General features: G+C 59.0%; 11 protein-coding genes. 3 read left to right on the top strand and 8 right to left on the bottom strand.

Features of this window, described 5'->3' with window-relative positions; translation table 11 throughout:
• Positions 1-30 precede the first annotated feature (30 nt).
• The 7 genes from C8273_RS02535 to C8273_RS02505 all read right to left on the bottom strand — a co-directional run bounded on the left by C8273_RS02535 (position 31) and on the right by C8273_RS02505 (position 8,585).
• Positions 31-1,446: a GntP family permease gene (locus tag C8273_RS02535; protein WP_106626247.1), complete on the bottom strand. Its 1,416-nt coding sequence runs from the start codon at positions 1,444-1,446 to the stop codon at positions 31-33.
• 251 nt (positions 1,447-1,697) lie between these two features.
• Positions 1,698-2,585 (bottom strand): myo-inosose-2 dehydratase, encoded by an 888-nt coding sequence (gene iolE / locus C8273_RS02530; RefSeq protein ID WP_106626246.1) that lies wholly within the window; start codon positions 2,583-2,585, stop codon positions 1,698-1,700.
• A gap of 80 nt (positions 2,586-2,665) precedes the next feature.
• On the bottom strand, positions 2,666-4,618 hold the full coding sequence (gene iolD, locus C8273_RS02525) for a 3D-(3,5/4)-trihydroxycyclohexane-1,2-dione acylhydrolase (decyclizing) (protein WP_106626245.1): 1,953 nt from the start codon (positions 4,616-4,618) through the stop codon (positions 2,666-2,668).
• Between the two features lie 102 nt (positions 4,619-4,720).
• Entirely contained in the window at positions 4,721-5,512 is a 792-nt protein-coding gene (locus tag C8273_RS02520) for a 5-deoxy-glucuronate isomerase (protein ID WP_106626244.1), read from the bottom strand.
• A complete protein-coding gene (gene iolC / locus C8273_RS02515; protein WP_106626243.1) occupies positions 5,509-6,543 on the bottom strand; it encodes a 5-dehydro-2-deoxygluconokinase in 1,035 nt (344 codons plus the stop codon). Before iolC ends, C8273_RS02520 begins: the two co-directional genes overlap by 4 nt.
• An 11-nt stretch (positions 6,544-6,554) precedes the next feature.
• Complete coding sequence (locus C8273_RS02510) at positions 6,555-7,397, bottom strand: class II fructose-bisphosphate aldolase (protein ID WP_102493390.1); 843 nt, start codon at positions 7,395-7,397, stop codon at positions 6,555-6,557.
• 24 nt (positions 7,398-7,421) lie between these two features.
• A complete protein-coding gene (locus C8273_RS02505) occupies positions 7,422-8,585 on the bottom strand; it encodes an iron-containing alcohol dehydrogenase (RefSeq protein ID WP_106626242.1) in 1,164 nt (387 codons plus the stop codon).
• Between the two features lie 533 nt (positions 8,586-9,118).
• Between C8273_RS02505 and C8273_RS02500 the strand changes: the two genes are divergently transcribed.
• Positions 9,119-9,895: a DeoR/GlpR family DNA-binding transcription regulator gene (locus C8273_RS02500; protein ID WP_106626241.1), complete on the top strand. Its 777-nt coding sequence runs from the start codon at positions 9,119-9,121 to the stop codon at positions 9,893-9,895.
• 62 nt (positions 9,896-9,957) lie between these two features.
• On the opposite strand, the gene C8273_RS02495 is transcribed toward C8273_RS02500, so the two are convergent.
• Positions 9,958-10,875 (bottom strand): YitT family protein, encoded by a 918-nt coding sequence (locus C8273_RS02495; protein WP_106626240.1) that lies wholly within the window; start codon positions 10,873-10,875, stop codon positions 9,958-9,960.
• A 164-nt stretch (positions 10,876-11,039) separates the two neighbouring features.
• Here C8273_RS02495 and pfkB point away from each other — a divergent pair, with 164 nt between their 5' ends.
• On the top strand, positions 11,040-11,948 hold the full coding sequence (gene pfkB / locus C8273_RS02490) for a 1-phosphofructokinase (protein WP_106626239.1): 909 nt from the start codon (positions 11,040-11,042) through the stop codon (positions 11,946-11,948).
• Between the two features lie 279 nt (positions 11,949-12,227).
• Positions 12,228-14,129, top strand: coding sequence for a PTS fructose transporter subunit IIABC (locus C8273_RS02485; RefSeq protein ID WP_106626238.1), 1,902 nt, complete (start codon positions 12,228-12,230; stop codon positions 14,127-14,129).
• The last annotated feature ends 5 nt before the right edge of the window (positions 14,130-14,134 follow it).

The raw sequence follows: 14,134 nt of genomic DNA, 5'->3' as shown, positions 1-14,134 counted from the left end.
ACCATCTGCACAAGAAAAATGTCCGCTGTCTCACGCAAGCCCCGTCACGAGGAAGATGCCGAGACAGATAAAGACGACGGCGGATTTCAGCAGGGTGAGGACGATCACGTCATAGTAGGACTCCTTGTGCGTCAGCCCGCAGACCGCCATCAGCGTGACGAGTGCGCCCGACTGCGGCCCTGTATCGATGCACTCCGACGCGAGGCAGATGATGCGGTGGAGCACATCGGCGCTGATGCCGACCTGCTGTGCCCACGCGAGCCACTCCGTCCCGAGCATACCGAGTGCGATGGTCATGCCGCCCGAGGACGATCCCGTGACGCCGGTCATGATATTCGTTGTGATGATGGCGCTCATGAGCGGGCTGTCACCGATGGAGAAGCCAAGCAGCGCCTCTTTGATGATGGCAAATGCGGGCAGCGCGGCGATGACGCAGCCATACGCATAGCCCGAGGCGACGTTGAGGACGGCCGTTGTCGAGCCGACGGCGCCCGTGTTGACAGGATTCGATAGCCCGCCCTTGAGGCTCAGGCGTTTGCGCCCGATGATGGCGGCGGCGACGGTCGAGAGGAGGAGGGCGACGTTGATCGACCAGATTGCCTGCACCTTGTCAATGCCGCTCGCCATGAGGCTGAGCTTCATCGGGAGCAGACTCTCAAGGCTGTCTGCCGCCCACGAATACGCCCACGCCCAGTGAAACGGATTGCTGATGATGAGGTTGAGGACAATGACCATGACGAGCGGGAGTGCCGAGAGCCGCCAGTCGGGCAGTGCCTCCGTCGATTCCTCCGGCTCGTTGAGGATGTGCTGTCCATAGCCCTCGCCCTTGGCATTGAGCGTGCGCTGGCGATAGCTGATCCACCCCCACGCGATGAGGAAGTAGAGGACGGCGCCGATGATGCCGAGGATGGGTCCCGACCATGTAGTTGTGCCGAAGAACGATGTCGGGATGATGTTCTGGATCTGCGGCGTGCCGGGGATGGCGACCATACTGTAGGTGAAGATGCCCATCCAGAGCAGCCCCGGCAGAAGCTTTTTCGGGATGTCCACCTGCCGAAAGAGGATCGCCGCAAACGGATACATGACGAACGCCACCACAAATACAGAGAGTCCGCCGTACGTCAATACGCCGCAGCCAATGAGCACGGCGAGCACCGCCTTGTCCTGCCCGAGCGTCTTGACGATCTTATCCGCAACGGCGGCAGCAAGCCCGCCCTGCTCCATGATCTTTGCAAAGACCGCACCGAGGAGGAAGACGGGATAGTAGGTCTTAATGTACTCCGCCGCCTTGGTCATATAGATCTCGCTGTAGACGGGCATGAGAGAGTGCCCGCTGCCGAGCGCTGCGACGACGGCAAAGAGCGGCGCAATGAAGATGATGGAGTAGCCGCGGTAGGCAAAGACCATGAGCAGGATGAGGCTGATGAAGATCATGGAGAGTTCCATGCCACTTCCCCTTTCATACGTTCATAAAAGAAGGAGCTGTCGCACGAAGGTAGAAAACTTCGTGAGCAGCCCCTGTCTTTATGTCAGATATATCGCTACAAGCGCCCCTTCCACCGCTTGCGCGGTCCCCCTCCCCCGTGCCGCACGGGGGAGGCTTGGGATTATGGCATATTAGCTTCCCCCGCCGGGCGGGGGAAGTGGCGAGCATCGCGAGCCGATAGGGGCGTTTATGCAACAGTTCCTTAATTGGATCAGATATGCGCCTTGTCCTTGATGTACTTGCGCGCCTTGATGGCGTACTCAAGCGGATTTGCCTTTGCGGGATCCTGCTCTGCCTCGACGATGAACCAGCCGTCGTAGTCCGTGGCGTTCACGATGTCAAAGATCGGCGCAAAGTCAATGCAGCCGTCGCCCGGCACGGTGAACATGCCCGCGCGCACGCCGTCGAGGAAGCTCATCTTCTTCGCCTTGACCTCCTTCAGGACATCGGCGCGCACATCCTTGAGGTGGATGTGGCGGATGCGCGGCATATACTTCTTGAGGATGGCGATGTGATCCTCGCCCGAGCAGACGAGATGTCCCGTATCATAGAGCAGCCAGACGAGTGCGGGATCGGTCATCTCCATGAGACGGTCGATCTCCTCCGTGGTCTGGACGCCCGTGCCCATGTGATGATGATAGGTCATCGTAAGACCGATCTTCTTCGCAACCGCACCGAGCTTGTTCAGCCCCTCGGCGAGCGTCTTCCACTGCTCCTCCGTGTTGTAGGGCTTGCCGTCGAAAACGGGGACATCCAGCTTGCCCTGCACGCTGTTGCCCTGCTCGGCGACGTTGCAGAACTCCGCGCCCATCGTCTTGAGGAACTCGCAGTGCTCGATGAAGTCCTTCTCCACCTGCTCATACGGCTGCGTGAGGAGGAAGGAGCTGAACCACGCGCTGGCAATGCTCATGCCGCGCAGCTCGAGCGCCTTCTTGAGGACAGCCGTATCCTTCGGATACTTGCCGCCGACTTCGCAGCCCGTGAAGCCTGCAAGCGCCATTTCGCTGACGCACTGCTCAAAGGTGTTCTCCTTGCCGAGATCCGGCATGTCGTCATTGGTCCACGCAATCGGGGCAATGCCCAAACGAATCTTTGCCATGTTTCTGACCTCCATCATTGACTGAATGAAAACTTCTCATATCAGCTTCCCCCGTGCCGCACGGGGGAAGCTAAATTTTCTCAGTACTTCCGCGCCGCATCCAGATGCGGGATCATGCGCTCGCGCTGCACGCGGTTGACCTCGTCCATCGTGCTGACCTGTGCAACACCGACGCGCCACCAGTTGCCGTAGCCGTGTACCATGGACTTCGGCAGCACCTTGCAGTCAATCAGCGTCGAGACGTTCTGCTTCTTCGCATCCTCAAGCGCGGCTTTCAGCTCTTCAGCGGTGTTCGCCTTGTAGGTCCTCAGACCAAAGGACGCGGCGTTCATCGCGAAGTCCACGGGAACGTATCCGCCGTCGAGCTGGCCGGTCTTCGGGTTGCGGAAGCGGAGCTCCGTACCGTAGCTGCCCTGTCCATGCCCGATCTCAAGGTTGTTGATGCAGCCGTTCGTCATGTTGTCGAAGAGAATGATGTTGACCTTGATGCCCTCGGCAATCGCCGTTGCAAGCTCGGAGTTCAGCATCATGTAGCCCGCATCGCCGACGAGTGCATAGACCTCGCGGTCGGGTGCGGCGAGACGGACACCGAGGGAGGCATTCAGCTCGTAGCCCATGCAGGAGAAGCCGTACTCGACATGGTAGCCGTCGACTTCCTTCGTGCGCCATGCACGCTGCAGGTCGCCCGGGAGGCTGCCCGCCGCGCAGACGACGATGGCGTTCTTGTCGATTGTCTCATCGAGCACACCGAGCACGCGCGTCTGGAGGAGGGACGAACCCGTCAGTTCGATGAACTCCTTGCTCGCCTTCTTGAAGTCAAACGCATCGTTGACCTCGGGCACGAAGTCCTCACCCGTGTACTCAAGATGATAGATGCGGTCGACTTCGGCATCCGTCTTTGCCTTGGCATCCTTTACGGCTGCCGCATAGTCCGCGCTGACCTTCCAGCCCGTCTTTTCGAGCGCAGCATCGAGCGCCTTCAGCCCCTCCTGCGCATCCGCGACGACCTGCACGGCGTCCATCTTGTACGCATGGAAACGCGAGATATTGATGTTGAGATACTCCACCTCGGGATTCTGATAGAGCCACTTCGAGGAGGTCGTAAAGTCCGTATAGCGCGTACCGACGCCGATGACGAGATCTGCATCCGCGCCGATGAGGTTCGCACCGAGGCTGCCCGTCTCGCCGATGCCGCCGAGATTCAGCGGATGATCCCAGACGATGGTGCCCTTGCCCGCCTGCGTCTCGCCGAACGGGATGCCGTACTTCTCCGCGAATGCGCGGAACGTATCCTCCGCCTCGGAGTAGCGCACGCCGCCGCCGAAGATCATGATCGGCTTCTTCTTGCGCGTGATGAGCTGTACCGCCTCCTCGATTGCATACGGGGAGGGCGCAGGACGCTCGATGCGATGGACGCGCTTCTTGAAGAAATGCACGGGGTAGTCATACGCCTCACCCTCGACATCCTGCGGAAGCGCGATGCAGACTGCACCCGTCTCTGCCGGATCGGTGAGGACGCGCATGGCGTTGATGCACGCCGTCATGAGGATCTCGGGGCGCGTCACGCGATCCCAGTATTTGCAGACTGCCTTGAAGGCATCGTTGCTCGTGATGGAAAGGCTCGACGGCTGCTCCATCTGCTGCAGCACGGGATCCGGCTGGCGATCCGCATAGGTATCGCCGGGCAGGAAGAGGACGGGAATGCAATTCGCCGTCGCCGTTGCTGCCGCCGTCACCATGTTGAGCGCGCCGGGGCCGACGGACGAGGTGCAGGCGTAGATCTGCTTGCGGCGCTTCTGCTTTGCAAAGCCCATTGCTGCGTGCGCCATGCCCTGCTCGTTGCGCCCCATGCGCATGATGAGATTTCCCGCATCCTGCTCAAGCGCCTGTCCGATGCCGACCACGTTGCCATGGCCGAAGATGCCGAAGATGCCCTCGAACATCGGATTCTGCTTGCCATCGAATTCAATGTACTGGTTGTTGAGGAACTTCACGAGTGCCTGTGCGACTGTAAGGCGAATCGTCTTTTCCATGTGCTCTCCTCCACTCAATATAGGAACCGTCTGTGATGTGCCCCCACGCGAACGCTTAGGGAGCACATATCACATTCACAAAAGCTGCAATCCGAAATATTCTCAGCGGTTCGGCTGCCAAATCTTTGCGTTCTCGTCGAGCAGCCACGTATGCTCGGGCAGATCCGTGCGCGTCTTCTTCCACGGGTCGCCGGGCAGATGGCGGATCATCCAGCTGTACCACATCGCGTAGCCGGGCGCTGCGACCTGCGGGTGCATATAGCCGCCCGTGATCTCCGACCAGCTGTTGTGCTCGATCTTAAAGGCATTGTCGCCGATGAACGCTGCGCCGAAGCCCTGCGGCTTGTCGAACTGGTAGGTGTATACCTCCGGCTGCGGATGGTTGTGCGGGATGTAGCCCGACCAGCAGCCCGGCGTATTCACGACCTCGCCGTTGACCATGTTGGAGTACGGCGCATTCTCATAGTCGAAGATCGTGCGCACCGTGCGCTCCGCCGTGCGGTACCACATGCCGCTCCCAAAAACGGGCGACTGAATGTCTGCCGGGCGATAGAAGACCGGCGCAAAGTCACGGTCATTCTCCGTCTTCTGCACAAGCACCGTCGAGCGCTTCAGTGCCTTCAGCACGACCTTCTTGCCGCGCGGAACATGGAGGCAGTAGGGAGCCTCGTCGAAGAGAGACGTGCGGTGCATGATCTCCTTCTTGCCGTCCCAGTGTACCTCGACATCGCCCGTCAGGATGACGAACGCCGTCTCCTGCAGCACATCCTCGAACTCCACGACCTCGTTTTCATCCATCAGCTGATAGCCGATATCCATCAACATATCGCTCTCGCGCGTCGTCATGGCATTGTAGCCGTGCTTTAATTCCGCGCCCAGACGTCCAAACTTCATATTGTCGCCTCCCATGCGATCTCCGCGATGACCTTCTCGTCCTTGTGCTCTGCCATAAAGGCACCGATCTGCTCCACGGTCTGCATCGCGTTCGAGCAGCTGTGGCTCGCAACGACCATCGCCGCGTGCGCCGTGCCGTGCTGCAGGGAGTCCGCCACAGACCAGCCCTCAAGCAGCCCATAGACGAACGCACTGCCGTAGGCATCGCCGCCGCCGAAGGACTTGAGCAGCTTGATGTTGTAGGACGAAACCTTGTACGCCTTCTTGTCCGCCGTGTAGGCAATCGAGCCTGCCTTGCCGTGCTTGATGACGACAATCTTCGTGCCCTGCGCGATGTACTTGTCCGCGATGAGGTGATCCGCCGGCTCCGTCGCATCCTCGTCATAGCCCTCGGTGAGGTTGATCTCGTCACGCGAGCCGATGATGACATCCGCCATCGACGCTACGAGCGAGTAGTAGATCTGGATGTCCTTCTTCGTGCGCCAGCTGTACGGGCGGTAGTCCACGTCGAAGATGATGCGCGTGCCATGCTTCTTCGCATACTGCGCGGCGATGAGGCACGCCTCGCGCGACGGACTTGCCGAGAGTGCCGTGCCCGATATGATGAGGATCTTCGTGTCAGCGATGTACTGCTCATCCACATCCTCGGGCGCAATCGTGAGATCCGCCACATCGTCACGGTACATGAGGATGCTCGACTCCGTCGGACTCTTGATCTCCGTGAACGTCAGCCCGATGCGCTCGCCGTTTTTCGCGCGCACCATCTGACTCGTGTCGATATCCCGCTCCTTGAAGTAGTTCAGCACAAAATCACCGAACTGATCGTTTGAAACAGCACCGATGAAGCCGACCTTCTTGCCGAGCTTGTTGATGCCGACCGCCATGTTGCCCGGTGAGCCGCCAAGGTACATGGAGAACGTCTCCACCTTGTCCAGCGTGCGGTTCAGCTCATTCGGGTTGAAGTCCAGCGTCACGCGTCCGATCAGAACCACGTCGCGCTTCTTGTTTGCATCAAAGGTAATGAGTGCCATCGTTCCTCTCCTTATGCCTTATCCTTCATGCCAAAGATCTCCATGTGCTTCTTGACGTTCTCGTACGTCCCCTCCACGATTGCCTCGCTGAAGTCGAAGTAGCGGGCGTCGGGCTTCTCCGCCGCCACCTTGCGGATGCGGTTCGCCGAGGAGTCGTAGGATGCCGTCGCAATGTTGATCTTCTGAATCCCATTTGCAATGCACTGCCGGAAATCCTCATGCGTCAGACCCGTGCCGCCGTGGAGAACGAGCGGGGTCTTGACGGCCGCTGCGATCTCCTTGAGGCGGTCGATGCGCAGGACGGGCTGCTCCTTGTAGTTCCCGTGCGCCGTACCGATGGCGACGGCGAGCGCGTCGACCTCCGTCTCCGCGGCAAAGCGCTTCGCCTCCTCCACACTCGTGACGAGGATGTCCACGCTCTTGTAGTCGCCCTCGGCGCCGCCCACGCGACCGATCTCCGCCTCGACATCCGCACCGTAGCTCTTCGCGAGCTTCACGACTTCGCGCGTGCGTGCGATGTTCTCATCGAGGGGATACTTCGAGCCATCGAACATGACCGAGGTAAAGCCGAGGTCGAGCGCAAGCTGGATCGTCTCCATCGTGCCGCCGTGATCGAGGTGCACCGCTGTCGGCATCTTGCACTTCTTCGCCGCCGCGACCATCACAGGCCCCAGGAGGTCAAGCGGGGAATAGCGCAGCCGCCCCTCTGCCACCTGCAGGATGAGTGGTGCGTTCATCTCCTCGGCGGCTCTGATCGCGCCCATCGCCATCTCCATGTCGGAGACGTTGAACGCGCCCACCGCATACGTGTGATCCGGCTTCGTCACCAGATCGGACAATTTGACAAGTGGCATGGCATTCCCTCCTGTATATGCTCGTTAGAACAGCTCGTTGTAAATCGCGATGATCTCTTCCTTCGTCGGAACGCGCATCGTGTTCTGGGGGCTGCCGCTCTCAAGTGCATCTGCCGCCATCTTGTCCGTCTGCGCGAGGAAGTCCTCCTTCGTGAAGCCGCGCTGCGCAAGGCACTCCTCCGTCGTTGGGATACCAACCTCCTTGCAGAAGCGCGCCACCTCTGCAACAAACGCAACGGCTGCATCATGGTCGGGCGTCGTGTCGTCCGCAACCTCCATGATGCGTGCGATCGTCGCAAAGCGATCCGTGTTCTCCTCAATCGCAAACTTCATGCACGCGGGCAGGAGAATCGCGTTTGAAACGCCGTGCGCGATGTGGAAGAGGGCGCCGATGGGGCGGCTCATGCCGTGGACAATCGTGACCGACGCGTTGTTGAACGCAATGCCCGCCTCCGTCGCCGCAATCGACATGGCAAGGCGCGCCTCGACATTTTTGCCGTCCGCATAGCAGAGCGGGAGATTCTTGTGAATCTTCTTGATGGCGGAGAGTGCAAACGTATCCGTCAGCGGCTGTGCGCGGCGCGACGTGTACGCCTCAATCGCATGGCAGAGGGCATCCACGCCCGTCGCTGCCGTCACGGCGGGCGGCGCCGTCATCGTAAACGAGGGATCGACCACCGCGAGTGCAGGGATGATCGAGGGACCGCCGAGCAGCATCTTGACATTGTTCTCCGTATCCGTGATGATCGTGTTCTTCGTCACCTCGGAGCCCGTGCCCGCCGTCGTCGGAATCGCCACGAGATAGGGAACCTGCATATCGATGCTGACGTGCATATAGTCGCTGATCTTGCCCTTGGCAACCGACATGAACGCAATCGCCTTTGCCGCATCCATCGGCGAGCCGCCGCCGAGCGCAACGATGAAGTCGCACTTCTCCGCCTTGTAGACCGCAAGACCGTCATACACCATCGTATCCGTTGGCTCCGCGCTCGCACCGTCGTAAATGACGTGCGGAATGCCCGCCGCATCGAGTGCAGCCTCCACCTTCGCCGCATTGCCGAACTTCACCATGAACGGATCCGTGACGATCAGCGCCTTTGTTCCCTTGCCCTTGATGTGTTCACCCAGCTCATCAATGACATTGGTGCCGGAAATGATCTTTGCAGGAACCATAAACGTGTAACCCATCGTATCCACTCTCCTATTCTGACGATGATGACTTTTTTGATAAAGTTTTGATTACCTTATGGATATAATTTACACCTTTTCTTCTCCGTTGTCAAGAAAATCTATATATTTTTATACTTTTTTGAGTCTAGGGCAACTGTTACAGATTCGCGATGCGTACTCCACGCAGAACCCTCGTTACGCAAGCGGACGTGTGCTCGTCCGCCTAAATACCTGCGGATTCCAAACGCGCTGCGCTTGAACGATTAAAATCCGCAGGGGGCGGGTCGCACACTCTACGCCGCTTGCTCCACTAGGGTTTGCTTAGGAGTACCGCATCTTCTTTTGTCCGTAACATTCCCTTTTTTCAATTCCAACAGCCCTTGAAAATACAGGAGAAGGAACAATTCTCAACACGTTTGGAAGAACAATGCACATGATTTATGATCGGACAGCTTCCATGTTACTCTTGTATATCTTTCAAAATTATATTATAATGCGGATTAAAATACACATAAATTATGCCGTGTTTTCAGCCGCTCACAGGTGAATGTATGAAGATTGACCGCAGACGAAAAATCCACGAAACACTGAAAGAACGCCACAACATCTCCATCAATGAGTTGTGCGATATGTTCGGCGTGTCCAAGAACACGATCCGACGCGACATCGCCGATCTCGAAGAGAAGGGCATCATTGAGAAGGTCTACGGCGGCATCGTGCTCGCCGAGACGCCGGACGATGCGCCCGAGCCGTTCGCCTTTCGCGAGGCGCGCAACCTCGCCGCGAAGAAGCTCATCGGACGGCTTGCTGCAGCGCAGGTCACGGATGGCGACGTGATCTACATTGACTCCGGCACGACCACAGTGCACATGATCCCGTATCTGCTCGAACGGAAGCGGCTGACCATCGTCACCGCGAGCGTTCACGTCATCAATATGGCGGCGAGTTACAACCGTCTGAACGTCATCTCCACGGGCGGCACCTTCTATGCGCCGTCCATGGCATTCGTCGGACCGCAGGTCATCGAGTGCCTGCACCGCTACAACGTCACAAAGGCATTCCTCGCAAGCACGGGACTCTCCATCAAACACGGCGCGACGAACACCTCGCCGCTCGAATGTGAGATCAAGCAGTGCATGATGCACAAGGACTGTCCGCATTTTCTGCTCGTGGACAGCTCCAAATTCGACCATGCGACGCTGATGAGCTATGCGCCGCTGAAGGATCTTGACTCTATCGTCACAAACGAGATGCCGCCTGCAGCGTATGTACGCCACGCTGCAGAAAACAACGTACAACTGATCGTACCCGAACAAGACGACCTATAATCAGACAGATGACGATGGGCTATTGTACGAAGCTTTCCGGCTTCGTACAATAGCCCATCTTTTTAGTGTATTGCCTTTTTCTTGAACCTGCCGCCCACGATGTCATGCACGGCGTTGATCGTGACGAAGGCGCGCTCGTCCTTGTCGAGGACGATCTCCTTGAGCTTGTCGAGTTCCAGGCGCGTCACGACGCAGTAGAGAACCTCCTTCGGCTCGCCCGTATAGCCGCCCGCGCCGTGCAGCAGGGTCACGCCGCGCCCGAGACGCTCGTTGAGCGCCTCCGTCATCTCCTCATGCTCGCTCGTGACGATCATGACGGCGTACGATTCATCCAGACCTTTGAGAACGACATCAATCATCTTTGCGATGACGAAGTACGCAAAGAGCGAGTACATCGCCTTGTCCCACCCGTAGAGCAGGCCTGCGGACGAGAGAATAAAGAGGTTGATGAACATGACGACCTCGCCGACGGAGAACTGCGTCCGCGCGTCCATGATGATGGCGACAATCTCCGTGCCGTCGAAGCAGCCGCCCGTGCGCATGACGATGCCGACGCCGAGTCCCGTCACCACACCGCCAAAGATCGCGGCAAGGAACGGATCGTTCGTCACCTGCGGCACGTCGTGCAGTACGCCCGACCAGATCGAAAGCATGATGATCGCAAAGACGGTCGAGAGTGCGAAACTCTTGCCGATCTGCTTGTAGCCCATGTAGACAAACGGGATATTGAAGATCACGAGGAAGACCCCCAGCCCCATCCCCGTGATCGTCTGCGACATGATCGAAAGACCGACCACGCCGCCATCGATGACATTGTTCGGAATCAAAAAGAGTTCCAATCCTGCGGCGGTGATGAGTGCGCCGAGAATCAACCACAGCCCCTTCTTGATGTAGAACATGATCCCCTTCGGTGCTGCCTTCTTCGGCTTTGCCGTCGTCGGTACGCTCCCCTGTTCCGTCGCATCCATTTCTGCAGTCATAATACTCCCCTGTTCCAATGTAATTTCTGTTCCCATTATAGTGGAAAGAAAAAGCCCTGACAAGTCCGCTGATATGAGAATGGATTTCTTGACTTTCCCCGCTGTGGCGTATATGATGTTTTTGAGGAATTATAATTGTAGGAAATTTTGAGGGAGGGATATGAATGATCTACACCGTCACCTTCAACCCGTCGATTGACTATATCGTGCGGTTGGAGCAGTTCACGCCGGGGGAAATCAACCGCGTAAACTACGAGCAGATTCTGCCGGGGGGCAAGGGCATCAACGTCTCCATCGTGCTGAAAAACCTCGGGCACGACAGTACGGCACTCGGCTTTCTCGCGGGCTTCACGGGCGTTGCTATGCAGCAGATGCTGCACACGTTTGGCGTCACCGATGATTTCGTGCGCTTAGACGACGGATTCTCGCGCATCAACGTCAAGATCAAGGCAGAGCGTGAGACCGAGATCAACGGGCAGGGTCCCGTCATCACGCAGGAGGCGCAGCGCGCACTCTTTGCAAAGCTCGACCGCCTGACGCGCGGCGACACGCTCGTCCTCGCCGGCTCCATTCCGAACACGCTGCCCGACGATATGTATGAGCGTATCATGGAGCATCTCGCGGGACGCGGCATCCGCATCGTAGTCGATGCAACGAAGAATCTGCTGCGGCGCGTCCTCAAGTACCGTCCCTTCCTCATCAAGCCGAACAATCACGAGCTGGGCGAGATGTTCGGCATCGAACTCAAGACCGACGACGACATCATCTTCCACGCAAAGAAACTGCAGGAGGAGGGCGCGACGAACGTGCTCATCTCCATGGCGGGCGACGGCGCAATCCTCCTCACTTCGGAGGGCGTCTTCTACCGCTCCGCCGCGCCCAAGGGCACGCTCGTCAACTCCGTGGGCGCGGGAGACTCGATGGTCGCGGGCTTCCTCGCGGGCTTCATGGAGTCGGACGGCGACTACGAGCGCGCCTTCTACATGGGCGTTGCAACCGGCTCCGCCTCCGCCTTCTCGGAGAACCTCGCCACGCGTGAGGAGGCGCTTGCGCTGCTGAAAACCATCGTATGATATAAACGCATCGCAGCTGTGCAATACTATGTGGCGTGAGTCCCACGCAGAACCCTCGTTACGCAAGCGGTCGTGTGCTCGTCCGCCTAAATACCTGCGGATTCCAAACGCGCTGCGCTTGAACGAATAAAATCCGCAGGGGGGCGGGTCGCACACTCTGCGCCGCTCGCTCCACTAGGGTTTGCTAAGGGACTTCACACCACTCCAAACAATACGGATATTTGCGAGGAGTATGCACGGTGAATAAAACACAGCACAATGAAAAAGGAGGGATTTCCCTTGCATATCAACGACCTTTTGAAGCCTGAGAGCATCGCCCTCGGCGCTAAAGCTCCCGCCTCGAAGGAGGCGGCGATCCGCCTGCTCGCGGACTACATGGAAAAGGGCGGCAATCTCAACGACAAAGAGCAGTATGTAAAAGACGTGCTCGCCCGTGAGGCAAGCGGCACCACGGGGCTTGGCGACGGTATCGCAACGCCCCACGCCAAGAGCGACGGCGTAAAAGCGGCGGGACTCGCCGCGATGACCGTGCCCGCTGGCATGGACTTTGCCGCGATGGATGGCAACCCGAGCCGCCTCTTCTTCATGATCGCAGCTCCGAACGGCGCGAACGACGAACATCTCGCCATTCTCTCGAAGCTCGCGACCATGATCATGGATCCCGACTTCAAGGAAGCGCTCATCGCCGCAAAGAGCGTCGATGAGTTCCGCAAGCTCATCGACGACAAGGAGAATGACCGCTTTGTCGCCCCCGATGCCGACGCGGCAGCCGAGGAGACGAAGCCCGCCGCCGACCACATCCAGATCCTCGCCGTCACCGCCTGCCCCACGGGCATCGCACACACCTTTATGGCGGCGGAGAGCATCGAACAGCACGCGAAGAAGCGCGGGCTCACCGTCAAGGTCGAGACAAACGGCTCGGCGGGCGTCAAGAACGTCCTCACCCCCGAGGAGATTGCCGCCGCCGATGGCATCATCGTCGCGGCGGACAAGAACGTCGCCATGTCCCGCTTTGACGGGCATCGCGTTGTTATCACGAAGGTCGCGGACGGCATCAACAAGGCGGACGAACTCATCGACCGCGCCCTCTCCGGCAGCGCCCCCGTCTACCGTGCAAGCGGTACCGACACGGCAGAGGGAGCGGATGCAGCGGAGAACGAGAGCCTTGCGCGCCAGATCTACAAGCACCTCATGAACGGCGTCTCGCACATGCTCCCGTTCGTCGTCGGTGGCGGTATCCTCATTGCACTCGCCTTCCTCTTTGACGACTATAGCATCAACCCGTCGAAGTTCGGCTCGAACACCCCGCTTGCAAAGTTCTTCATGGATGTCGGCGGTGCCTCGTTCGGCTTCATGCTCCCCGTCCTCGCCGGCTTCATCGGTATGTCCATCGCCGACCGTCCGGGACTTGCAGTCGGCTTTGTCGGCGGTGCACTCGCGGGACAGACGGGTACGGGATTCCTCGGTGCGCTTCTCGCGGGCTTCGTCGGCGGCTACGCCGTCAACGCCCTCAAGAAGGTATTCGCGGGACTGCCCGCCTCCCTTGACGGCATCAAGCCCATTCTCCTCTATCCGTTCTTCGGTATCCTCATCATGGGGCTGATCTCGCTCTTCATCATCGCGCCGCCCGTCTCTGCCATCAACAACTGGATGATCGAGACCCTCGGCGGCATGGATCCCTCGGCGCGCGTCCTCATGGGGCTGATCGTCGGCGGCATGATGGCAGTCGATATGGGCGGTCCCATCAACAAGGCGGCATACGTCACGGGCACGGGACTCCTCGCCTCGGGCGAGTATCACGTCATGGCGGCAGTCATGGCGGGCGGCATGGTGTCGCCGCTGGCGATTGCGCTTGCGACCACACTCTTTAAGAACCGCTTCACCGAGAGCCAGCGCAAAGCAGGCATTACGAACTACGTCATGGGACTCTCCTTCATCACCGAGGGCGCGATCCCGTTCGCGGCATCCGACCCCGTGCGCGTCATCCCCTCCATGGTCGTGGGCTCTGCACTCGCGGGCGCGCTCACCATGTTCTTTGACTGCACCCTGCGTGCCCCGCACGGCGGCATCTTCGTCGTCCCGACCATCGGCAACCCGCTCATGTACCTTGTAAGCATCCTCATCGGCGCCGTCGTCGGTGCCGTCATCCTCTCCCTGCTCAAGAAACCGATCAAGGAGTAACGAAA

The sequence above is a fragment of the Candidatus Centipeda massiliensis genome, assembly GCF_900290285.1.
GTDB classification, from domain to species: domain Bacteria; phylum Bacillota; class Negativicutes; order Selenomonadales; family Selenomonadaceae; genus Centipeda; species Centipeda massiliensis.
Note: the sequence above shows the minus strand (reverse complement) of the source record. Positions and strands in the feature narration are given on the sequence as shown.